Annotated in this window: 17 protein-coding genes; 8 read left to right on the top strand and 9 right to left on the bottom strand. The window is 53.3% G+C overall.

Annotated elements, in window-relative coordinates:
- Nucleotides 1-87: 87 nt before the first annotated feature.
- The 5 genes from A3L09_RS10330 to A3L09_RS10310 all read left to right on the top strand — a co-directional run bounded on the left by A3L09_RS10330 (nucleotide 88) and on the right by A3L09_RS10310 (nucleotide 11,875).
- Complete coding sequence (locus tag A3L09_RS10330; protein WP_088858878.1) at nucleotides 88-891, top strand: hypothetical protein; 804 nt, start codon at nucleotides 88-90, stop codon at nucleotides 889-891.
- Nucleotides 892-939: 48 nt separating this feature from the next.
- Nucleotides 940-2,049, top strand: a complete 1,110-nt coding sequence (locus tag A3L09_RS10325; protein WP_088858877.1) for a glycosyltransferase family 2 protein — start codon at nucleotides 940-942, stop codon at nucleotides 2,047-2,049.
- Between the two features lie 2 nt (nucleotides 2,050-2,051).
- On the top strand, nucleotides 2,052-3,188 hold the full coding sequence (locus tag A3L09_RS10320; RefSeq protein ID WP_088858876.1) for a glycosyltransferase family 4 protein: 1,137 nt from the start codon (nucleotides 2,052-2,054) through the stop codon (nucleotides 3,186-3,188).
- A gap of 216 nt (nucleotides 3,189-3,404) precedes the next feature.
- Nucleotides 3,405-9,683: a carboxypeptidase regulatory-like domain-containing protein gene (locus tag A3L09_RS10315; RefSeq protein WP_157727234.1), complete on the top strand. Its 6,279-nt coding sequence runs from the start codon at nucleotides 3,405-3,407 to the stop codon at nucleotides 9,681-9,683.
- A gap of 53 nt (nucleotides 9,684-9,736) precedes the next feature.
- On the top strand, nucleotides 9,737-11,875 hold the full coding sequence (locus A3L09_RS10310; protein WP_232473535.1) for a hypothetical protein: 2,139 nt from the start codon (nucleotides 9,737-9,739) through the stop codon (nucleotides 11,873-11,875).
- Between the two features lie 56 nt (nucleotides 11,876-11,931).
- Here A3L09_RS10310 and A3L09_RS10990 read toward each other — a convergent pair whose 3' ends face one another.
- Together A3L09_RS10990 and A3L09_RS10305 are read right to left on the bottom strand one after the other, a co-directional pair.
- Complete coding sequence (locus A3L09_RS10990) at nucleotides 11,932-12,096, bottom strand: C2H2-type zinc finger protein (RefSeq protein ID WP_198362273.1); 165 nt, start codon at nucleotides 12,094-12,096, stop codon at nucleotides 11,932-11,934.
- 53 nt (nucleotides 12,097-12,149) lie between these two features.
- On the bottom strand, nucleotides 12,150-12,962 hold the full coding sequence (locus A3L09_RS10305) for a hypothetical protein (protein ID WP_088858873.1): 813 nt from the start codon (nucleotides 12,960-12,962) through the stop codon (nucleotides 12,150-12,152).
- Nucleotides 12,963-13,238: 276 nt separating this feature from the next.
- On the opposite strand from A3L09_RS10305, the gene A3L09_RS10300 reads away from it, so the two are divergent.
- Nucleotides 13,239-14,264: a DUF835 domain-containing protein gene (locus A3L09_RS10300; RefSeq protein ID WP_232473534.1), complete on the top strand. Its 1,026-nt coding sequence runs from the start codon at nucleotides 13,239-13,241 to the stop codon at nucleotides 14,262-14,264.
- Here the strand turns inward: A3L09_RS10300 and A3L09_RS10295 are convergent.
- Nucleotides 14,261-15,088 carry a DMT family transporter gene (locus tag A3L09_RS10295; protein WP_088858871.1) on the bottom strand — a complete coding sequence of 276 codons (828 nt, stop codon included), beginning with the start codon at nucleotides 15,086-15,088 and terminating at the stop codon, nucleotides 14,261-14,263. The genes A3L09_RS10300 and A3L09_RS10295 overlap by 4 nt on opposite strands.
- A 102-nt stretch (nucleotides 15,089-15,190) precedes the next feature.
- Between A3L09_RS10295 and A3L09_RS10290 the strand changes: the two genes are divergently transcribed.
- Nucleotides 15,191-15,622: an OsmC family protein gene (locus A3L09_RS10290; RefSeq protein WP_088858870.1), complete on the top strand. Its 432-nt coding sequence runs from the start codon at nucleotides 15,191-15,193 to the stop codon at nucleotides 15,620-15,622.
- A gap of 39 nt (nucleotides 15,623-15,661) precedes the next feature.
- Here A3L09_RS10290 and A3L09_RS10285 read toward each other — a convergent pair whose 3' ends face one another.
- Nucleotides 15,662-15,970 (bottom strand): hypothetical protein, encoded by a 309-nt coding sequence (locus A3L09_RS10285; protein ID WP_088858869.1) that lies wholly within the window; start codon nucleotides 15,968-15,970, stop codon nucleotides 15,662-15,664.
- A 118-nt stretch (nucleotides 15,971-16,088) separates the two neighbouring features.
- Between A3L09_RS10285 and A3L09_RS10280 the strand changes: the two genes are divergently transcribed.
- A complete protein-coding gene (locus A3L09_RS10280) occupies nucleotides 16,089-17,882 on the top strand; it encodes a polysaccharide deacetylase family protein (RefSeq protein ID WP_088858868.1) in 1,794 nt (597 codons plus the stop codon).
- Here A3L09_RS10280 and cca read toward each other — a convergent pair.
- From cca to A3L09_RS10255, 5 genes are all read right to left on the bottom strand, one after another.
- Nucleotides 17,879-19,249, bottom strand: a complete 1,371-nt coding sequence (gene cca / locus A3L09_RS10275; RefSeq protein ID WP_088858867.1) for a CCA tRNA nucleotidyltransferase — start codon at nucleotides 19,247-19,249, stop codon at nucleotides 17,879-17,881. The two genes, A3L09_RS10280 and cca, sit on opposite strands and share 4 nt — an antisense overlap.
- A gap of 9 nt (nucleotides 19,250-19,258) precedes the next feature.
- Nucleotides 19,259-19,813, bottom strand: a complete 555-nt coding sequence (thpR, locus tag A3L09_RS10270; protein WP_088858866.1) for an RNA 2',3'-cyclic phosphodiesterase — start codon at nucleotides 19,811-19,813, stop codon at nucleotides 19,259-19,261.
- A 30-nt stretch (nucleotides 19,814-19,843) separates the two neighbouring features.
- Nucleotides 19,844-20,278, bottom strand: a complete 435-nt coding sequence (locus A3L09_RS10265) for a hypothetical protein (protein WP_088858865.1) — start codon at nucleotides 20,276-20,278, stop codon at nucleotides 19,844-19,846.
- 81 nt (nucleotides 20,279-20,359) lie between these two features.
- Nucleotides 20,360-20,824, bottom strand: a complete 465-nt coding sequence (locus tag A3L09_RS10260) for a phosphoribosyltransferase (protein ID WP_088858864.1) — start codon at nucleotides 20,822-20,824, stop codon at nucleotides 20,360-20,362.
- 153 nt (nucleotides 20,825-20,977) lie between these two features.
- Nucleotides 20,978-23,713, bottom strand: coding sequence for an adenosylcobalamin-dependent ribonucleoside-diphosphate reductase (locus tag A3L09_RS10255; RefSeq protein ID WP_088858863.1), 2,736 nt, complete (start codon nucleotides 23,711-23,713; stop codon nucleotides 20,978-20,980).
- Between the last annotated feature and the right edge of the window lie 84 nt (nucleotides 23,714-23,797).

Below are 23,797 nucleotides of genomic sequence, written 5' to 3'. Positions count from 1 at the left end.
GTTAACCTCATCCCTATAAATATTAAGGGTAAACGATTTATACTTTGGCATCCTCATCCCTTATTGTTTAAGCGTGGGGGATGGATCATGGAAAAAGGAACCAAGGTGTGGCTCAGCATCTTAACTGTTCTTGTGATCCTGCTCCTCGTCGTGGATCTGGGGGCGGTTATGTTCGCAATGAAGCTCAAGGGAAAAGCATCCTCTGCCGTTGACGACGCCATAAGTTCCCTGGAGGACATGAAGGGGAAGACCTTTGAGGTCAAGGTTCCGGTTCACAAGACTGTCAAAGTTCCCATCAACACGACGGTGGACGTTCACGTTTCCAAGGTGTTCCAAGTGCACATCAACAAGACGGTCGAGGTCTCCGTGGACAAGACGTTTAAGGTGAACCTTACCGACACCGTTGACGTTCCGATAAGCCAGGAGGTCAGCTTCAACGTTCCCATTGATCAAGTCGTTGACGTGCCGATAAACACCGTGACCCGCGTCCACATAGTACAGACCGTCAACACCACAGCCTACAACGCCGAAAAGAACCTCACCCTCAACGTCACGGTTCCTATAGATAAGTGGGTTGACGTCCCCATAAACACTACTGTGAAGACGCACATCAAGACCACCGTGCCCGTCACCACCACCCTCGACACCACAGTTGAGGTTCCCATCGACACCACCGTTGACGTCCCGTTCAGGGACACCCTAAGCGTTCCAGTGGATACAGTGGTTGACGTTCCCTTCGATGACGTCATCCAGGTGCCCATAAACGAGGAGCTTGAGGTTCCCATAGACATGGAGTTCACGGTTAACCTTACAGCGAGCGATCTTGGACTGGACTCGATGATAGACCAGGCCATAGACATGCTGAAGCAGATGAAGTCCGGGCTCGGGTAGCTCCGTTAAATCTAAAAGCCTCTTTTTCTATTTTCACCGGTGCGGCCCATGGACGTGTCAGTGGTTCTGCCGACGATGAACGAGGAGGAGGCCATACAAACTGTTCTGCCCCGGATAAAAGCGGTGCTCGATAGAACCGGCCTTAGGTATGAGATTATAGTCGTTGACAGGAGCACCGATAAAACTCCCCAGATCGCCAGGGAGCTCGGGGCGGTTGTTATAAGGCAGAGGGGCAGAGGCTACGGCGATGCGTACCTTGAGGGTTTTAGGGCCGCTAGGGGAAGGTTCATCCTCATGATGGATCCCGATGGGAGCTACGATCCAGAGGACATACCTGCGCTCCTCGAACCCCTGCTGAAGGATGAAGCCGATCTCGTCATGGGCAACCGTCTGAAGGGTGAGATGGACGAGGGGGCGATGCCGTGGCTTCACAGGAAGATCGGCAACCCCCTTCTCACGTGGATCCTCAACTTCTTCTTCAAAGCCGGCATCTCCGATGCCCACTGCGGCATGAGGGCGATAAGAAGGGACGCCCTTGAAAAGTTGCCCCTCAAATGCAGGGGCATGGAATTCGCCAGCGAGATGGTGATCGAAGCGGCGAAGCACGGGCTCAGGATAAAGGAGGTGCCGATAAGGTACCACCGCAGGATCGGTGAATCAAAGCTGAGCTCTTTTAGGGACGGCTGGAGGCACCTCCGCCTCATGCTCCTCTACTCCCCAACGTACCTCTTCTTCCTTCCGGGCCTTTTCCTCCTTCTGCTGGGTCTGTTTCTCATGGGCTACACCTACTTCTTTGAGCCGATAAGGCTCCACACCCTCATCTTGGGCTCCCTTCTGGTAATCTCTGGAACCCAGATTCTCGGCTTTGGGGTCTCTGCGAAGGTCTACGCCGTCAAAGAGGGCTTTGAAAGGCCCGATAGGATAACTCGCTTCTTCATGCGCTACTCCATCCTTGAGGAGGGCCTTCTCCTTGGGGGTCTGATGTTCCTCATCGGCCTCGCCTTGGGGCTTAAGCTCTTCCTCCAGTGGAGGGCGACCGGCTACGGCGCGCTCTTCCACATAAGGGAGGCAGTGCTCATCCTTACACTCATAACCCTAGGACTTCAGGTTATCTTCTTCTCGTTCTTCATAAGCGTCTACATGCTCAAGGAGGGCTGAGGTTGAGGATCCTCCTGCTGGCTCCCTACTTTCCACCCGAGGGCGGCGGCCTCGAAAGCTATGCTTCGGCAATGGCGGAGGATCTTTCGAAGGAGCACGAGGTCCGGATCATCTGCATGAGCAGAAGGAGATCCTCCCGCGAGAGAGTCCGCGTTGGGGACTCTGTTCTTCCCGTGGAAAGGGTCAAAGCTGGTTTTGTCATCTCCAACACACCCCTGAGCTTGAGGTTCGTTCTCAGGGTAATCTCAACTGTGAAGTCGTGGAATCCGGACCTGATAATAGCCCACACGCCGGTTCCTTCTGCTGCGGATGCCGGCGCTCTGGCTTCCCTCCTCTTTGGCGTTCCCCTCCTCATTGTTTATCACACGGTTGGACTAAAGAAGGGTTCTGCAACCGATGTCCTGGCTTCTCTGTACTCGAGGACCCTTGAGAGATTCGTCCTCTCCCGGGCAAAACGGATAGTGTCCGTCTCGCCTGCAGTTAGAGATTCCCTTCAGCAGAAGGGATTCCGCTCTACCGTGGTCCTCCCCAGACCTAAATCTAAACTCGTTAAATTGGATAATCCTATGGGAAAAGAGAAGGTCATTCTTTTTGTCGGCCAGCTTTCCAGATACCACAGCTTCAAGAACTTCGACCTTCTTTTGAGGGCCTTTTCCGAGGTCTCCCCGAGACATCCTGATTGGGAGCTCTGGGTCGTCGGCGGAGGCGACCTGCTTGATCACTACCGCTCTCTCTCGGAAAGGCTTGGGATCTCGGGGAGGGTTCGCTTCTTTGGTCAGGTGGCGGATCCAAAGGAGCTTGCCGCGATCTATGGAAAAGCCACGATCCTTGTCCTTCCGTCTTCCTTCGAGTCCTTCGGGTTGGTCGTGGTTGAGGGGCTGATTTTTGATGCCGTTCCGGTGGTTTCATCCGCCATTGCCCCCAACTTCACCACTCTAGGGTTGGAGGATGGAAAGGGCCTCATAACCCTACGACAAAAAGCGGAACTCTCCTCGATGTTAGACGAGCTACTTTCTGATCCGAAAGCCTTAAAAAAGGTTTTTAGGAGGAGTATTAAAGACGGCATACTAAAAAGGCTGTCCTGTGGGTCTAAGTGGGCCAGGCTTCTTCAAGACCCTAATCTTTTGGAAAAATTTTGAAGATAATGGGCGTTTTCTTATGAAATTAGCTTTTGTGCCTTCAATTATTAAATAATGCTCGGTAATCGGGCGAAAGGTTTATATTTCTTCGCCTGCTTATATGGTATTGGCCTTCCATGAGGCCGGCCTCAAAGTGTGGCAAAAAAGGAAGGTAGGTGAAGTAGTATGAATAAGCGCAGGAAAGCGCAGACCTTTAGTTTGTTGTTGGTATTTTTAATGGTGGCTTCAGTGCTTCCAGGGACGTTCTTTAAGCCAGTGAACGCAGCGCCTCAAATTCAGATTGAGAGCACTGACTTTTACCTGGGAGCATTTGGCAGCAACCAGGTTTCAAACCCCTTCGTGGGGTATCCAGCGAACCTCTCAGTGAATGTCAGCGGTGACTACAACTACAACTTCCAGGTTCTTGTTTACTACAACGAGTCAGGTCAGCTCGTCCTTAAGACCCAGAGCGGCCTTATCAACCTCGGTGACGACCTCTGGGAGGTTGTTAACCTCACCCTCCCTGAGATCCCGAAGAACGCCTCCGAGGTCATAGTTTCGGCTCAGGTTATCGCAATAATTGGTGGAGAGATCTCAGTCGCTTACGAGACCACCAAGCACATCCCCGTTAAGGAGAGCCCGGTTGAGGACTACAACGACATCAACATCGTCAGCAGCGTCCCCTACTGGGACGGATCCGCCTGGCAGAACAACGCCGCATTCAAGAACATACCGTTCAACCTCACCCTGCAGGTTGACTTCAACGACACCCTCGTGGCTGGCTACGGCTCACTCCTCCCGAACGAGACCGAGCTCAAGGCATACCTCTACGCTGGTTCAGACAAGATAGCCACTGGTGTAGTTAACACCACACTCGCCGTTTCTCCGAACGACTACTTCATTAACTTCACGAACGTTAAGAGCACAAACATAAGCTACCTGACCCTCGTCCTCGAGGACACCAAGCACGGCCTTACCTACACCATACCGCTCAACGAGACTGGAAAGGTTGTTGAGGTTCACAACTGGTGGCTCAACGTTACCTCCGCTATAAGCGGAAGCTGGGACAACTCCCTCGGAAACACCGCGGTCGTTAAGTTTGCCCCGTTCAACGTGACCTTCACTATAACCTCAAACAGCTCCCTCGGTAAACTCGGTCTCGATGCAACTGGAACCTTCCAGCTCGAGGGAGCATCCGAAGCGACCCCGATGAGCGGCACATTCAACCTTACCGACGGTACCAACACCACCACGATCTACAACGTCTCCGCCGACCCGCTCGTGGTCACATTCAGCCTGCCAGACTACGGCGTCAGCAGGACCGTTACCATAAACGTCTACGACTGGCAGATCAACGTTGACGCTGACATATACATCTACGACAACACCTCGAACACCCTCACCTCAAGTGACTATGGCTACGGATTCTACAAGGACATCCCAGCAACCATGCTCGTCAAGTTCAACTACACCAACTCGACCCTCCCAGGTCACCTCGTTCTTATAAACAGCACCGCAACCGTTGAGGTCTACTACGGTGACGACCTCATATGGGTTAACAACTCGGTTCCGGTCGTTAACGGCCAGGGTCAGATCTTCGTCAACCTCACCAACGTCAGCTTCGTTGCTCACGACGCCACCAAGAAGATAAGGGTCGTCGTTAAGGACAACAACTATGCCAAGTGGGGCGACAAGAAGATCAACGTCTACGACTGGGGCATCAACGCCTGGCACGACTATTATTACATCTACACCTTCGGTAAGCCTCCGGCGACCAACCACTTCTACGTCGACATACCGGCTAACTTCACGTTCTGGGTGAACTTTGAGAAGGCCGTAGTGACCACAGTGCCCATTTACGATGACTGCGGCTGTGTTATTGGTTACAAGAACGTTACCTACCTTTCAGGGGACCTCCCGTTCGTCCCGCAGACCCAGCTCAACGTCACCGTCAGCGGTCCGGGCTTCACCAAGAGCTACCTCCTCAACGTTACGGACGTTCTTGACCTCTACGCCATATCCGAGCTCATCAAGTTCAATGCCGAAGGAAAAGTCAAGGTTACCATCACCGACACCGTCTACGGAAGGAGCGACATCTTCTACATCTACGTCGCCCCGATTGAGAGCGACTTCGGTGCTCACACCGTCTACAACCTCGGAAACAACCTCGCCCACTGCACTCACATCAACTCAGGTCAGTTCGTTGACCACATCCCGGCCAACCTCACCTACGACATTGAGGTTGACTTCCCGATCGACGAGGCCTACGTCAACGTCACCTTCACCGGCCCGGATGGAACAGTTTACGGCCCGTTCGAGTACTATGTGAACACCACCAACGGCGGTCTTACCAGCGGTTCGATCTCCTACGTCCACCTCAACGTCAGCGACTTCATGCAGTTCAACAAGAGCGGCTATGTAAAGGCTGAGTGGACCATGCTCATCTTCGCCAACGGCAGCACCTACAACACCACAATAAGCGGCTACGACAAGCACGCCATTTTCGTCCAGGACTGGCCGAACGTTGATGCCTATGTTCACTACAACGTCTTCTACATCGGAGTGATGGACGACCTCCACGTCTTCGGCGAGGACTCCTTCCCGTTCCCGGTCAACGCCAACCTCAGCGTCCACGTCACCGGTCCGAACTACGACAAGTGGATCAACGAGACATTCACCTACGAGGACGTCTGCTCTGACGGTCCGGACTTCAATGACATGTTTAACGAGATCCTCGAGGACCTCCAGTTCAACGAGACCGGCTACGTCACCGTTGACTGGAGCATAACCTACTGGGACGATACTCTCAACATCAGCCCGTTCACCTACGCCGGCGTTGAGAAGTTCCCGGTTAAGAAGTGGTACGTCTCAGCCGAGCCCACGCCTGACAGCCTCACCGTCGGCCAGGATGCCATCATCGGCGTTAACATCGGCGTCTACCCGGACGACAGCAGGCTTAGGTACAGGACCTACAACGTCACCATCGAGCTTCCGAACGGCCAGAAGTTCTGGAAGCTGGCCACCGGCGACTACAGGAAGGACTTCGACGTCTACTTCGAGATACCGGGTGAGGACATAACCGTTCCTGGTGTCGCCAAGATAACCGTCAGCGACGTTGGTAGCGACGGCCTCGTTAAGACCGTCCAGTACATCCCGGTCTTCCCGAACATCGAGTACAACAAGAAGTACATCGACGTCAAGGTCACCCCTGACGAGATCTACCAGTACCAGACCGGCACCTACACGATTGACCTCCAGTACATGGGCGTTAGCGGCAACGTCATCTACCCGATCGACGCCGACAGCATGGTCAACGTGACCGTCTACGTCGGCGGCGAGATCGCCTACAGCCAGATAGTCCCGATGCACAACAACAACGGCCACGCCACGATAACCGGCATTAAGCTCGACGCCACCGGCCCGATAACAGTTGAGGTCAAGGACCTCACCGACCCGACCATCGCTGGCGTTGCCACCGTCAACGTCAAGCCGTGGAAGGTCGACGTCACCTTCGAGCCGGAGAAGGTCTACAAGTACATCCCTGTCAACCTCAGCGTCGTGGCCACCCCGAACGTCACCGCCATCAGCCCGGACGACCTTGAGATCTACGTCAACGGCGAGCTCTACACCGAGTCCTTCCCGGAGGTTGTCCTAACTGAGGACACCAACTACACCGTCACTGTCTACTACGTCAGCGACCTCGGCAACAAGTACCTCATGTACAACGAGACCTACACCGTCGACGTCCTTGACTGGGGTATCGAGGTTGACACTCACCCGCTCTACGTCCACCCGCAGTTCGAGAACAGCCTGGTCTTCCCGTTCACCTATGTTGACGAGAACGGTGACACCGTCCCGTTCACCGGAACCGCTAACGTCACCCTCGTCCTTCCGGACGGACAGAACTTCACCGGAACCTTCGACGTTGTCAACGGTGAGGGAACCATCGACTTCGGCAAGACAGTCATCAACCAGACCGGAAACGCCACCCTGACCGTCGTCCAGGTCATCGGCGCCTACAACGTCACCAAGACCGTCAAGATCCCGGTCGACGAGCTCGTCAAGATCGTGAAGGTTGAGCCCACCACGATCTACGCAGGCATCCCAACCGAGGTCAAGGTCTACGTCCACTCCGGTGCCAACGACTACGAGAACATCACCGTCACCCTTGACGGAACCGAGCTGACCTACATCGGCGACGGAGTCTACGCTGCCGACGTCACTCTCGAGGCTGGAAACTACACCATCACCGTCTATGACGCCGTCTACAACGTCACCGATACTGAGGACATCACCGTTGAGGGCTGGCACCTCGTCATGAGTGCTGACCCGGACAGCTTCCCGGCCGCAACGCTCAGGACCATAACCATCACCGTCAAGGCCGTCCTTGACAGGAACGAGTCAATCACTGCCCAGATCGACGACACCTTCACCGGTGAGGCCGTCTTCAACAACACCGACCTCTACCCGATCAAGACCAGCTTCACCGTTGAGATGACCAATGGTGTTGGCTCAACCAACATTCAGCTCTACGCTCCGGACATCGGAAAGTACTTCATCTCCGGCGAGGACAAGTACGGCAAGACCGCAGAGCTTGAGCTTCCGGTCACCGAGCCTGACATGAGCAAGCTCGCTTGGGTCTACACCAGCATCAAGAAGGAGGGCAGCCTTGAGTCACCGAACGAGACCACCGTCATCTACGTCGCCTTCAACAACAGGGAAGGCCCGTACGTCCCGGCCTACGACTTCGTCAACCACAAGCAGGTCGTCGGAACCACCGAAGCAGTCTTCCCGCTCGCTCCGGTCGAGGAGTTCAAGCTCTACGTCATAGCCGTTCCGCTTGAGATCGCCAAGGACGTGCCGGTCATCGAGGACATCTCAACCTTCGCTAAGACCTGGAACGTCACCAAGATCTACAAGAACGTCACCCCGGAGGTCGAGCAGATCGATCAGACCACCTGGAGCATAACCGTCAACGTCGACGGAAACATAACGACCTTCACATACACCTACAAGCCGCCCATGGCTCCGGGTGCCATCCCGATCGAGCCGCAGGCCTCATCAGTCTGGGGCAATGCCATCTACACTAAGGTCACCAAGGAGATAGCTCAGGTCACTCCGCTCGAGGGCTTCAGCGAGATCATCCAGCTCACCCCGACCCTTGAGATCGAGCGCGTCACAGACATGGACATCCAGCCAGCCAAGGAGGGATCCTACTTCGACTTCAAGGCCATCCTCTATGTCGAGAACGCCAAGGACCAGTTCGACCAGCAGTTCCAGGAGAAGATAGTACCGCAGATCCAGGCCTGGACATTCCTCACCGACGATGAGAAGGAGAACCTCATCAACGAGATTTACGCCATGGCCGGCAACATCAGCGCCGCCAACGGTCCGCTCGCCAACAAGCTCCTCCAGTTCAACGTCGACAGCGACATAGCCTACGTCGAGCCAACCAACGCCACGACCGACGAGAACGGTATTGCCACCTTCAAGGTCTACTCAGCTGCCAAGACCGGCATGACCCCGGACGAACTCCTCACCCTCATGGGCGACGTCAACGTCTACGCCACCTACGACGGCATCATGAGCAACGTCGAGACCGTTAGGTTCGGCGGAATCGGTAGCGTCGCTGGTATCGTCATGGACGAGAACAACAACCCGGTCGCTGGAGTCAAGGTAGTCGTCTACACCTTCAACGGAACCGAGTGGGTCCCGGCCGTTGACTACGCTGGCAACGAGCTCAGCGTTACAACCGACGCCCACGGCCACTACGAGATCGACGGTATACCGGCCCTCCCGCCGCTCAGCGTCTACAGGGTCGTTGCCTTCATGGGCAACACCCCGGCTGGATTCGCGGAGGTCGGAGTCTCACCGTTCCAGACCTCACCGGCCAACATAGTCGTCGGATACACCGAGGCCCCGCAGGGACTCGCCGCCTTCGTCCACGACGTCCAGACCGGCAACGCTAAGATCGTCCTTGGTGAGAACGCCCTCACCTCAGTCGACTACCAGGCAATGTCGTTCATCTTCGACCTCGTTGGTGTCAAGCCGACCTACACTCCGAGCACCCTCAGCATCGAGAGTGGCGATGTCATCATAGCGGTCGGCGGTCCTGAGGCCAACAGCATAACCGCCCAGTACCAGGAGATCGCTCCGGTCAAGATGGTCACCGAGAACGGCACCATCAGCATCGTCGTCGACAACGAGACCGTTGCCAACTGGACCGCTCCGGCGGTCTGGTGGAACGTCAGCAAGGGCTACTGGGTCATCCAGAAGGTCGTTGACCCGGACACCGGCGCCACGGTCTACATGATCTACGGTACCGACGCCGACAGCACTTGGGCTGCCGCCTACTACTTCAGCCAGCACTTCAGCGAGCTCCACGGCAACTACGTCGTTGGCTACTGGGAGGAGACCGACGGCCTCATCTACAGCCCGGCGTTCCTCCAGTTTGCCAGCGACGACAACAACGGCTTCAGCCCAGGCGACAACATTGGAGTAATAATAGAGGGCTGATGCCCTCTCTCCAAACTTTTCTTTTCTATTGATTTTATTGAATTCTGCCGGTGGTGCTCTTGATCTCCTCCAATAAAATACGTTCAGTTTTGTTCGCTCTCATCTTTGCTCTCATCTTTGCTCTCATCTGGCTCTTCATAAGGTTCAGCTTTGGGAGAATCACCACAACCTTCGACGAGGCGTACTACATCTCAACGGTTAAAATTGGAGGCGTCTACTCTGGACTTCTAACCCCCTACCTTTTGAGGCTTCTTAATTCAGTACTTCAAAATCCTGTCTGGACCCTTCTCCTGACTTCGTTCGTTTTCTTTATCCTGTACCCGTTTCTCCTCCTCGGCTTCCACAGGAGGTTCAGCACCTACAAAGGTTCTGTGGTTGGCTTCTTCCTGGCCCTTCTTCTCAGCAGTCACTACCTCTGGTCTTCTAACGAGGTCAGGCCTCAGAGAATTGGGCTCTTGGTTGGTCTCTGGGTTCTCCTTCTTTACACTGGTATTTTCCACGATAGGGAAAACCCCGCTCGGCGGAACTTGTACCTAGTGATGACGGCAGTTGGCTGGATCATCCTGGCCCTTTCTCACGTTCTCTCCCTTGTCATAGTTGTGGCTCTGGTCTGGTTTCTCTCTCTTCTAGATCTCCTCAGGAGCGCGGACATTAAGACCTACCTTCTTCTGATGCTTCCCTCTACCTCAGCCCCGATTATTGTTCTGCTCCTGCCCCAGTATGATATGACCCTCTTCTCCGCGAAGTGGATGCTCAAGCATTCGAGCCTGTCCCCCCTCAGGATGGTGGGGTGGCACTTCATTCCCTTCATCCTTCTGGGCTTCCTCCTTCTAATACTCGCCGGTCCCCTGCTCTTTCTTCTTGAAGGGAAGGTGAGGATCTTCCATTGGATTTCCTCGTTCGTGCGCTCCGAAGTCAGGAAGAGGGGTTCCTTATACGTCCTCGTGGGGATCATCATCATGAGTCTGGCCATCGTCCTTCAGGTGTACCTGGGTAGGACTACCTATGGTGAGGTCTACCGCGAAAACTTCGCCTTTCTGCTTCTAATGCAGTTTGGGAACTTGGTTTTCAATGTCCTTCTCATTCTGAGTATCGTAGAAGCCCTAGGGAATGAACGGTTTGGAGAGCCGGTGTTGCTGGTTCTCCTCCTGGCTTTCCTTGGACTCCTCGCTCTCGCGGTCTCTGCTGTAATGCCCAGTGGATTTGGAAGCTTTGGCTTTACCAACTGGATGGTGAGGGTATATCAGTATCTAGTTGTTTTTTCTATTCCGTTAGTTGCAGGCAGGATAAACCGGGCCATTGTATCCCGCGGCTGGAGGAGGAAGGCATTTGCGGTGCTGTTGTTGCTGGGAATTGTCACCACCATTGCTAACGTCGCCAGACCGCCCTCGATCTACAGCTATCCATACTACTGGACTGGGGATGACCTCAAGCTTGTTCCCCAAGTCGGACCGGGTTTTGTGTATGAAGCTGAAAGTGGGGCCCCTCCTGAGAATGATCTTGCTATTTCCTTCCTTGGATGGGCTTATGGTGTGAACCTCCGCCCGGCTGGGGGGGATATCGGGCTCATTCCCCCGGACGCTTGCGTCGGTTCCCTCTGCCACTCTCCGTATCCATACATTGAAGTGCCCATTCTTTCCGTGAACTTCGACAATTTGAGCGTGGTCCCTGGGTCGCTACCGGCGGGGCTCGAAGAATGGGCCAACTCTCTCCTTTCTAGGGGGAGAGGGAGACGGGTCTCTTCCAATAGCTCCCTCCTCCTTCTGGGAAACTCAACACTGAACCCGGGTATAGCGTCTCTGGAGAGGGAGTATCTGATCCCGATCCTGGTTAACTACTCCATAATAGTGGGGCCGACTTTCAAGTACTACTATGCGGTGAAGGAGGGCATGAAGCGGGGGGATGTTACCCGTTCGTATTTTGTGATTCAAGCTGTTGAGGTCAACGGAAGCCGTGCACTGGTAGTAAGTGCTCCCTCCATGGATGGCGTTGCCGCCGGTGTATGGTTCATCTCGAAAGATATCCTCCAGAACCCGGGAAGGTGGGAAAGGACTTCCTGGGTAGTGGGAGAGTGGCGCGAGAAGGACGGAGAAGTACTGCCGTTTTTGAGGGCTTTTGAGGGAGACAACAACGGCTTCAGCCCCGGCGATGATATAAAAATTGTGAAGTCTGGAACGGTCGGAAAGCCCTAACCGCTCATCATTGATCAGACTCCAGCTCTCCTCATCCCGAAAAAAAGTTAGAATCTTTAAGCCTTTTCTGGGGCTGTTTTCTCCCTGAAGATCCAGCCGTGGGCCTTGTTAACGTGCCTGATGTAGTCTTTGCTCTTTTTGAAGATTCTCCCACAGCGCGGGCACCGATAGTAGAGCTCGCCGTCCCTATCAACGAAGGTGAGAGCCCTGAGCCCTACCATCGTCCCACCTCCGTTCCATTCATCCCCAGCTCGATTTTTTAAAATTTATGGGTTCATGCCCATATCCTGTTCCCCTTGACCTTTATGTAGCCCAAGCTCTGGAGCTCCTTTAGAAAGCTCTCGATGGCGTCCTCATCAAAATAGACGTAGATCCTCTCGTTTTCCCCCTCCACTGCTACGGGCTCCCCTTCGAGAAGGGCTTTGATCAGCTCGTCCTTTCTCCTGTACTTCTCCGCCAGGTTGAGAATGGTCTCCGCAAGGATCGATCTTGCTATGCCGATGAACATGGCCTCCACATAGCTCTCCTCTGTGGCGTACTCCTCTGCAACTTCCAGCGCCTGCTCTATTAACTCCCTGTCGACTTCGAGCACATCGACGTAGTAGTTCTTTACCATTGAAACCTCACTGAGCATCTTTACATCGAACTTCTCCTCGAGGATGTCTAGGTATTCTTCAAGCTCTTCCACGGGAAATCTGAGCTCTATGATGAGGTCTTCCAGTTTGGGTTTCTTCAGGAGCTTTATCCTACCGTTGTTTTCTTCCGCGGCATTGGCTTCGATCAGCGCCGTGAGCAGGATCAGCCTCTCAACCTCCAGCTCGCTGAGGAACTCCTCTTCCGAGATCTCCTCTCCTAGTCCAAGTGGCATAATCAGCTTATCATAGGCTTTCCCGAGATTTTGGAGGATTTCTTCAACGGGTTCGATCTCTTCAGCGTTTTTGAAGATCTCTCCGTATCGCCCCCTGATTAGAATGTAGTGGGCGGTCTCGTGGGAGACTTCTTCAACCTTTCTGTTCATTATTCCTGCCCTGCTGAGCTCCCTGGAAAGAGCATTCATATCCTCCTTAGACAGCACCTCAAACCGCATTGTACCACCCTTCTATAATTTGGGCGAAGTACTTAATAAAAAAGACGGTTTTCACGCGTTCTCTGAAGGGGGCAGGAAATACCCATTTGTTTTTTCTTCAATTATCTCTGTACTTCATTGGGATTAATATACATAGCCAGGGGTTTTTAATAATGATGTCTGAGTTTGATCCCTCTTTAATTTGCCGAATTTCCGAAAGGTATTTATCTGTATTTTCGTATATCCCATGGTGATCCTGTGAACCCAGTTTTTTTGCTAATAGGCCAAAGTCTAAGTGTGGGCGCGAAGATAACAGCTTTTGCTTACCTGTTGCGCTCTTACCGAAAGAGCCTTCGAAAGTCGGCTGTGATATTCTCCCTTGCCTTTCTATTCATGGCCCTTCAGGTTGTGGGGGACGTTCTTTCTTACGAGAGGATAACTTCCGTGATGGAAGCAATGGCCGCTTCTCTTGTCTTTTACGCGGTGATGCTCCTTTTCAATGAGGAGGGCTTCTCCCTAAACCTCCATAAGGGATTGGTAATATCATCCACTCCTTTTGCGCTGGCTCTGTATATGCTAGCCTCTGAGGCCCTGGGGGTGTCCGCTGACTGGATGGCCACCGTTGGAGTTACCTACGGGGTTTCCGGTCTGTTTATGGTTTTCTCTGGCGTTGTATTGCTCGGCATGACTGAGCTCTATGGAAACGATGTTAGGTATCTTGGAACCCTTCTTATCTTATATGGGCTCCATGAGATGGACTATCCATTCTTGAGGCCGGTGGGATGGTTTGCCCCGATTGGTTTTAGTATAAGCGCTGCGCTGACGATACTCCTGGCGTTGGCAGTTGTGCGCTTTTCGACAGCAGAATGGTTCGTGGGTCTTCCCACTGTTCCAGAGGTCAAAGAGCTGGATCTCGCCCCTGGAACTATCTTGATCACTTCGGAGGAATACAGGAGGATGCTCCCGGAACTGGGGAACCTCTCAGTGCTTGCTTTCCTGAGGAAGATCACGGACCCTCCATCTAGCTGGACCGTTTACTTTGTGACTCAGGTGGAGGGGGAGCGTAATATTCCCCCGACCAACCTGCCCAGAATACTGGAACTCTCAAACCGCTACCTTAACTCTTTGGAGGGCAGGGGAATTGTCGTTCTCGACTGTCTGGAGTATCTCAACATCTATAACGGTTTTGATGCCCTCGCCAAATTCCTCGGGGCCCTCCGGGATTTTGCCGTCATTCACAAGGGGACGGTGATTATAGTCTCCGAGAGAAGCGCATGGAACGAGCGTGAATGGAGACTTCTCCAGAGGATTTTGAGCGGCTAATCCCTTGATATCTCACTCCAGACCCCACCGAGGATAAGAATGGCTCCCAAGTAACCGGTGGGGTTCAGCACTTCCCCAAGCATTGCAAACGAAGCTAGGTGGCCGAATATCGGTTCTAATGAGTATATGAGGGCCGCTTTGTAGGCTTTAACGCTTCTCTGATACCTCATTTGGAGGGTAAAGGCGAGCACCGTTGCAAAAATGCCAGTATAGAGGGCTCCTAATATTGGGGTGGGATCGGTTGGAATACTGAACCCTTCAAAAAATGCCGCATAGACAGCTGACAGCAGGAAGTTCCAGAATATCTGCCAGAATGCGAGGCTCAGGTAGTCTTTTTCTCCAAATCTCTCGACGAGGACTATCTGGAACGCGAAGCTCACCGCGCACATAACCGTCAGCAGGTCGCCGTAGCTTACTCTGGCATTTGCTCCCGAGATCATGTACAGGCCGGTGAGGGCTGTTAGGAGAGATGTAATGTCCCTCCGGTTTATGGTCTCACCTAGTAGAAAGTACGCGATAAATGGGGTGAACACGACGTAGAGAGATGTTATGAATCCGGAGTTGGATGGGGTTGTGTACTCCAGCCCAATTATCTGGAAACCGTGGCCGAAGAAGAGGGTCAGTCCGAGAACGAAGCCCTCCTTAAGAGTATCCCTTTTGAGGACCCTCCCTCTAAAAATTAGCAGCATAAGGACGGAAGCTATCCCAAAGCGATATGCGAGGAAGAGCACTGGGGCAGTGTTTTCGAGACTTATCTTCATAATGGGGAACGTTGAACCCCATATCGCCGTGATTCCGAGCAGTACTGCCTCCTCACGCTTCATTTTTCTCCCCGGTGTCTCCTTTCTATAAACCGAGATTTCTAAACCTTTGGTTTCGGAGATTCTTTTAAAGCTTCCTGCGGATCAATCTCCGAGGTGGTAAAAATGCCGAAGTATAAGGACATGCCGATAAGGCTCTCCGGTGTGAGGCTCTCCCCAACGAAAATGAAAGTCGTGGGGGAGGATTTTGAAATAACCGTGGACAAATTGGGTGGTGACGCCCCGAGCCCCCTCCACTACCAGCTTGCGGCACTGGCGGGGTGCCTGAACATCGTGGCAACCCTCGTTGCGAAGGACATGAAGATAAGCATTGAAGATCTGAGCGTTGAGATCGAGGGGATCTTCAACCCGGCAAGGTTCATGGGTGCCGATGAGGGGAGGGCAGGCTTCAAGGAGGTCAAGGCGATCATAAAAGTGAAGACCGAGGCAGACCCCGGGACCCTCAAGAGATGGCTGGAAGAAGTGGAAGAGCGCTGTCCTATAAGCGACAACCTTGCCAACACCACTCCCGTGAAAGTGAATTTCGAACTTGTTTGACTCTTTCCCTGAAAAACTTTCTTCAGAGCAGGGAGGTCGTTACTCCCCGGGCCCACCAACGCACGACATGTTCATCGCTAGGAGGCTCTCCACGTAGCCGCTTTCGAGGTTTTCCTTTATTTTCTCCGACAGTCTTTTGAACTCCTCCATGCTGAGAGGTCTCTTGTCCTTCAGCCATTTTACCCTTCCGTCGTTCTTGTCCAGTACGACTATCTCCCCCTCAGTTATCAGCGGCACGTAGTTCATCTTTATCCCGTAGAGTTCTTCCGCGAAGGCCATCTTAGCCCTCAGAAGTTCGAGGTAGTTGGCCAGCTCTTCGCCCAGGATCTTTCGAAACTCCCTCTCCATCTTTCCACCACTAGAAATTTGATGTTCGAGTTTATTAGACTATCGGACAAATTTGGGTAACAATGAACTGGAGAAAGAGCAATAAACTTCTCAATCATATCTTTTTAGGGTGAGACGGATGCAGATGAAACGATCATACCATTTCCATGCCTACCAGCCGGGTGACATAATCTACATCCACGATGGCTCGGGCTGGGATCCGATAAAGTACTCCGAACGGCTCAGCCCGGTCTCTCTAAAAATAAGAGACGTCGAGGTAAAGGGGAGGAACTGGACCCGGGCGGTCATTAAGGCCTACGAGTACACTGCCGATGTTCTCGGCAGTCTACCCGAGAAGAGCGTGAGCGTCGATTTTGAGCCCTTCACCCTCTACACAATACTCAGCTACAAACCCAGGATATACGGTGAGATAGTTGAACTCCTCATGGATCATGTGGAGGTAGTTCCCACAACTCCCTTCCATCCCATAATGCCACACCTCGGAAAATTTGACCAGGAGGTCCTTGCGAGGGTTTCCTTTGACTTCTACGCCCCCTTCATAAAAGATCAGAAGGTAGTGGGCTACTGGCTCCCCGAGGGAGTCATAACCAAGGAAACTGCAGGGATAGTGGTGAACGCAACTAGTGCGGACGTCCTCTTCCTCCTTGACGAAAGGCAGTTTGTTGGTCTGAACCTTCCTCAGGCCAAGTTCTCCTGCAACACTTACCAATGTGGTGGGAAGCTTGCGTACGTCTTTGGCAGGGACCATCAGCTCAGCGACGCCTTCGCCTTCAACACCCTCGACGTCGATGGCTTGGTCAGAGCAGTCTCAGAAGGCAGAGTTGATGTTTTCAAGGAAAGGGAGGGTATCCCCTACCTGGTCCACCTTGCGAGTGACTTGGAGGCACTGCTGGCCAATCCCCAGCAACTCGACAGGTTCCTCGGATGGATGAGGGGTCTCGATGAGAAGGGTGTCGAGGGCATCAACGCCGTGCACTTCGTGAGAAAGAAGCGGAGCGGTGAGTACAGGTGCCTTGAGGGTGAGTGTAGTGAGTACTTCAGGATAAACGTGAAGGACTACTCAAGCTGGAGCGACTACTATGATCTGAGCCTCGACGGCAGAACAGGCGATATGAGATGGCTCGGTATGAGGCGGGAGGACGGTAAGGTCATAAACCGCTTTTACAGGGGTAAGAAGATCTCCCAGCTCTGGAAGTATGCGTTTACAAAGCTGTTCCGCGAGCTCAACAGGGCCGTCCGCTTTGGCGTCATAGACCTCATCAGGGGGCACTCCCCAGAGGCGAACAAAGAGTCCATTCAGGAATTCCTTGTTCGCTACGCTCGCGTCTTCTTCAGGGAGCACTATGAGTACTTTGAGATGGACACGGGGGTTGACTACATCATGGAGCCTATAAAGGACGTTGATCCTACCTTGGCTATGAAGCTTGGTAGGATATACTACATGATGCTCCTGGCCAACCACTCCTGTCCGCGCTTCTGGGAGAACATCGACACGAGGGTGACCTTTGGAAACGTCGCCGCGATAAGCAAGGCCCTGATTGAGCTCATGGAGGTCTACATGAAGGAGGGCATGGGGGAAAGGGCCAACTTCCTCCTCCTTGAATACATGAAGCTCCTGGCTTTCCCGCAGCTCTACTACGACTACGACCTCTACAAGCTCCCAGGACTTGAGGGCTGGGAGACGACGGAAAAGGCCTGGTTCAAATCCCTGAAGAGCGAGGTTCCCAACAGTCAATACAACGTCGTCACGAGGGCGGCGCTCTACACGGGCAAGGAGGCGTTGCCAGATGAGGTTAAGGAAGCCCTGGGAATACTCTACGACTTCAAGGGGGCGGTGGCCGACACAGGCCACATACCCGGAGAGGTTCACGGGAACTGGGAGAGGAGGGAATGGTGCGAGCACAGGGCTTAGTTCTTTAACCCCTCCTTTTTCCTGCTCAAAAACAGATACGCCTCCGTCTCCAGATCCCTCGGGACGTAGTCCACGAGAACGTCCGTTCCTTTTATTGGTTTCCTCAGGTTCTTCCCCATGGCCACCTGGTTCTTTTCGAGGAGCTCAAGGATTACATCGGTGATCGACTCTTTAACTGCCTTCTCGGCGTAGAGCCTCTTTCCAACGAGCCAGACCCTCTCGTTCTTTTGGTAGAAGTCCCAACCCCTGTTGGTGAAGAACTCTGGACCTGGATGGATTCTAACCATCGGCCTTTCAATCCTATCGACTTCAAGCATTATGAAGGCCTTTCCAGATTTACACCTTCCGATGTTCCACCCTAAAACTGCAAAACCCTCCCTCGCGAGCGCCTTCTCAAAACCCTTCGCGCTCCTCTCCAGCTGGGGGAAGAGCAGGTCATCCACCATCTCCGGGACAGCAAAGAGCAGTGTAACAAGGTGCGTTCCCTTTCTCCTCAGCTCTGCTAGGTAGTCTCCTCCGATAAATTCCGTCGGGAAAAAGAATCCTGCCGATGGATTCTGAAGGAACTCTTGGGCCTTGAAGTAGAACCTCCCGTACTTTTCCCAGCTCAGGTTAGCTGCTACGTTCCTTCTGGGGTCAACGGGGTCTATAACCACCAGAGGTCTGTCTTCTTCTGCTTCCCGCTTTATGGTTTTCATTGCAGTCTCGTACTCATGCTTGAGCCAGTTTCCAGGATCGATGATCTTCTGCCTGAGCATGAAGTCGGCGTTTCTGAGAACCTCCAGAAAGGAACCGTACTTTATCACGAGTATCTCGGCCAGATAGCCTGAAAAGCCGCGTACGTAGATCTCGCTGCCGTAGGCCCCGATACCTTTCAGGAACCTTTTAAGGAGCCTGACTTCATCGTTCCTCCCTTTCAGGTTCTCCAGCACCCATTCTGTATGCAGAATCGAGCGGTCGACGGCAGTTCTAACGTCCCTCCAGTCCTTTACATCGTAGCAGGGAACCAGATCGACTTTAACGCCTTTGTAGCTGGCCCTCACGTACGGGTGCTCCGCGTAGGCTATCTCATACGAGTCGAGCTCTTCTGCTATGGCTCTTCCAAGTTCGAGGCCTTTCTCTCTAAGCTTCTTGAGGGGAGTTCTCAGAGGAAAAGCCAGAAAGAGGTCGACGTCGTGGTCTCCTGCCAAGTAGGTGTCCTTTGCGAGCGAACCCACGAAGTACGGCCTAACGTCGAGACCGAGATCCTCACTGGTTTCCCTGACAAGATCTTCCAGTTCCCGCATGAGCCCGTTGATGAATGCCCTCTCCTCCTCCGTGGGCTTTATCCTTCGAAGGACTTCCCCCATGATGGCCTCGATGTCCATGCTCACACCTCATTCGGCCAGCTCGAACCTTGCCACCGTTTCGTATATCGGCCCCTTTGGTGTCAGTGTGCTCTTCTTCAGCTCTATCGCCTCAACATCGAACTCTCCGAAGTCCTCATTGGCGAGATCTTTCAATGCCATCGCCAGCTCCAGCTTGTCGCGCACGAACTTAACGCGGCCGATTGTGATGTGAGCGACGAAATCCTTATCCTTCTTGAAGCCCAGACGGCGCATCTCCCTCTCGACGTCGTTCGCTATGGCCTTTATCCCCTCGTCGTTCTCTATTCCAGCCCAAATAACCCTCACGTAGTTCGGGTTCGGGAAGACGCCTATTCCCTTCACCTTTGCTCTGTGTTTTTTGTGCTTCTTCGCTATCTCTGCTAGAGCCTTCTTCACTTCCTCTGCGGTGGCCTCATCTATCTCACCTAGGAACTTGAGCGTCACATGGAAGTTTTCCCTCTCGACGAACTTTATCTTAGCAGCCTTGCTTCCTATCCGCTCCTGGGCTTTAATGAGGTTGTTCCTGACGGTATCGCTAACCTCTATGGCTATGAAAGCCCTCATAGCACCACCGGGAAAAGTTGGGGTGGAAGGTTAAAGAGGTTTCCGATGTCTCCCCTTGATTCCTCCCTTTGAGGAAACTGCCCATCCGACTATGAAGAACAGCGAGGTGCTGGTTATGAACGCCAGCTGCAAGAGACAATCCTCCTCACCCGCGGAAGTGCTGCATGGGGGGAGCACGGTGCTGAAGGGGGTTGAGAATGCCAATGTGAGGAAAAATGAAAGTAGAAACGCGGGAATGCCGACTCTTTCAAGGGATCTGCTATTTAGGTTGCTTCCCAGGAGGTAACCGAAGCAGAGGTAGACTACCGCGGGAACTAGTATATCCAAGTGGATAGCGGTGTATGTCCTGAGAATTCCAGATGCATTTTTCTGGTTTAAGGCTATCGAGAGGAATGTCCAGCCTATTATGGACGATGAGAGAATAAAGGAAAGGGTAATGGAGGCCAGCAGTTCCCGGCGTTTCATTCCTCTCCCCTCAGCATTTTGATGAAAAGTCGCACTCTGCATACTCGGATGCAATTAAAGACCTTGTGGGGAAGGAAGGCTTTACTCCCTCACGACAACCGGGAACTCCTCCCAGGGAAAGACGATCCACTTGTCCGTCCTGAAGACGTAGAAGTCTGGAACTACCTTCGTCCAGGGCTTCATGCTGAGGCAGGCGATCTTGACCTCGCTTGCCCCTGCCTTCTTCACTTCCTCTGTTACAACTTCAAGGGTCTTCCCGGTGTCACTGACGTCGTCGACGATTACGACCTTCTTACCCTCTAGAGAGCCGTGGAGCGGAATAGTTACCACGGGCTTCTCCATCCTCTCATCGATGTCCTTGTAGAACTTCACGTCTATGACCTTAACTTCGAGGTCTCCTAAAATATGGCTGAGCCTCACGGCCGGTATGAGCCCGCCCCTCGCGACCCCAACGATGACGTCGGGCATGAAGTTCTTCCTGAGCTCGTCCGCCAAGGCAAATATCGCCCTATCAACCTGCCACCAGGTAAGATAAACCTTGTCCATGTCAACACCTCCGAATACCCCGGGTTAACATCGGTTCCACTTAAGGTTTTCCGCTGAATGGCAGAAGTTAAAACATAGGGCTTAAAAAGGATGCTTTGACAAGAAAATGTTAAAATCGGAGATCTTGAAAATTGGGGAAAATGGGCAGAGAGTTCAGCTTATCACGCACTTGCTCCAGCCGCATCTTGGACATGTGGCACAGCCGCTCTCCATCCGGAGCTCCACCAGTTCTCCGTCCTTCTCGTAGCAGACCGGACAGTATGCCGCCCCGAGGAGCTCCCTTATCTTCTCCTCCGGAATCTCGGGCTTTTCAGCGTGGTGCGGGTGCTCGTGGGCCGGTTTGGGGACGCTGACATGTGAAACCGAGAAGGTTAGTCCCCCCGTTTGAACGCTCTTTTCCTTTCCGTTCGTTCCGTTCAGTATGGCCTCGACGTTGATGAAGCGCGAGAGCCACGGCTCCGCTTCAACTATGGCCTTCAGCTTCTCAACCGCGTACTTGCTTGGCTTCGCCTTAACGCGCTGCTTCTTCTTCTCACTTTCAACGCTGTAGACCTGAACCGAGAGTGAGCCGTCGCGGTAAACCGTCACACCCTTGCATCCGAGCTTGTACGCGAGCAGGTAAGCTGCCTTCACATCCTCAACGGTCGCGTCGTTGGGCATGTTTATGGTCTTGCTTGCTGAATCTGTAAGCCAGAGCTGGATGTTGGCCTGGGCTAGGAGGTGGTCGAGCCAGTGGATGTCCATCGAGGTGACGAAAACCCTCTGAAGCTCTTCCGGAACCTCCTCAAGCCCTTGTATCGAGCCGTAGTTGTCGCTTATCTTTCTAAGGAGTTCGTCGCTGTAGAGGCCGCGCTTTCTGAGCTCTGACTCAAAAACTGGATCGACGTAGTAGAACTCTCCCACAGTGACGCTCTTCTTGTAGACGAGGGCAAAGATGGGCTCGATTCCGCTGGAGGTGTCCGCTATCATCGAAACGCTTCCGGTGGGTGGGCAGGTGGTGACCATTCCGTTTCTGACCCCAAACTTCTTGATCTCCTCGGCCAGCTCGTCCCAGGGCAGGTTCCATATCTCCCGGTGGTAGAAGCCCTCAACAGGCAGTTCACCGTTCTTGTATTTCGTCTTCTCATAGAGCGGGAATGATCCGCGCTTCTTTGCGGTCTCAACGCTCTGCTTGTACGCGTAGAAAGTGAGGTACTCGGTGGCTTTCCTCATGAACTCGAAGCCTTCCTTGCTGTTGTAAGCTATGCCGAGTTTGAAGAGGGCATCCGCCAGGCCCATCATTCCAACGCCTATTCTTCTTGTGAGTTTCGTGTTGCGATCGATTTCTGGAAGCGGGAACTTGTTGACGTCGATGGCGTTGTCGAGGTACTTTGCCACTTTTTGAATCACGTAGGCGTACTCGTCCCAGTCGAAGTATGGCTTTCCTTCGTCGTCATACTTCACGAACTTTGCAAGGTTTATGGAGGCCAGATTGCATGATTCGTAGTCGTAGAGGGGCTCTTCTCCGCAAGGGTTGGTGGCCCTTATCTTCTCGCCCTTTGCGGGCTCCAGAACGTTCCTCCTGTTAATCACGTCAAAGAAAACAACTCCCGGATCGGCCTTGGCCCAGGCCATAAAGGCGAGCTCCTCAAAGAGGCTCTTGGGGTCTATCTCCTTCGTCTTCTCACCGGTCCTCGGGTTTATCAGCGGGTAGCGCTTTCCTTCTTTCAGAGCCTCCCAGAAGTCCTCCCACAGGCCCACGCTTATGTTGAAGTTGCTCAGCACGTTGGTTCCGACGTTCTTCTCCTTGGCGTGAATGAACTTCTCGACGTCGGGATGCCATACCTCCAGAATCCCCATGTTGGCGCCCCTTCTGACGCCGCCCTGCTTTATGACGTCGCTGACCGCATCTATGAGGTGCATGAACGAGACCGGCCCGCTCGCTGCCCCGGTGGTCGTTCCAACGAGATCCCCCTCAGGACGGAGCTTTGAGAAATTCAAACCCGTACCACCGCCCATCTTCTGTATCATAGCTACGTCGTGGGCGGCCTTCATTATGCTCTCCATGTCGTCCTCTATCGGCACGACGAAGCACGCCGAGAGCATCCCGAGGGGCCTTCCTGAATTGATGAGGGCTGGGGTGTTGGGCATGAACACCTGACTTGTCATGAGCCTGAAGTACTCCTCAACCTCGTCCTCGTATTTGTCGAAGGCTCCATTTTCAAGCATCTGGACAACTTCGTCTATGGGGAGCTTCATCTGGCCTTTCTCAGCCAGCTCGCGGTAGAGGTTGATGAAGCGCTCGAAGTGGTACTTGTTGAGCTTGAAGCGGCCTATGGAGAACTTTCCATCGTACTCGTCGAGGTTCTTAATGTACCCCTCGAGGGCGCTCAAATCCTGCTCGTGACCTCCATTCCTATCAAAAACTCTCTCATCGTAGAGAACATCTGGAATCACGGAGAGAACCGCGACGCGCTCGAAAAGTTCCTTCGGGCTCTCGATTATTTCCCCCCTTTCATTCTTTATCAGGTAGCGGGAAGCGAGGACGCGGAGGGCGTTGATTGAGAAGCGCTTGTCTATCTCGTCTAGTTTATCTTTGTTGAGTATCTTCTTCTTTTCCTCGCGGATCTCGGCCTTCCTCTTGCGGTAGAGGATGTAGGCCTTTGCCACGTCGAAGAGGCCCGCGCGCATGAGCTCGAGCTCGACTATGTCCTGGATGTTCTCGATGTTCGGCACTTGGCCGTCGTAGAGTTCGTTTATCCTCCTGACCACGCGCCGAACGACTTTGTTGAGAAGCCTATCGTCGTGGACTCCAACTTCGAGCATTGCCCTTTGGATAGCCCATCTTATACGTTCTTTATCGAATGGCACTATTCTACCGTCCCTTTTCATCACTTTTTCAATGGGCATATAAACACCCCTGGCATATTTTTACCGATGTTATTCGGCATTGGTAAAATGAACGGCAGGGTGGAGTTGGCCGGGATGGTAAAT

This window comes from Thermococcus profundus, from assembly GCF_002214585.1.
Classification (GTDB): Archaea; Methanobacteriota_B; Thermococci; order Thermococcales; family Thermococcaceae; genus Thermococcus; species Thermococcus profundus.
Note: the sequence above shows the minus strand (reverse complement) of the source record. Positions and strands in the feature narration are given on the sequence as shown.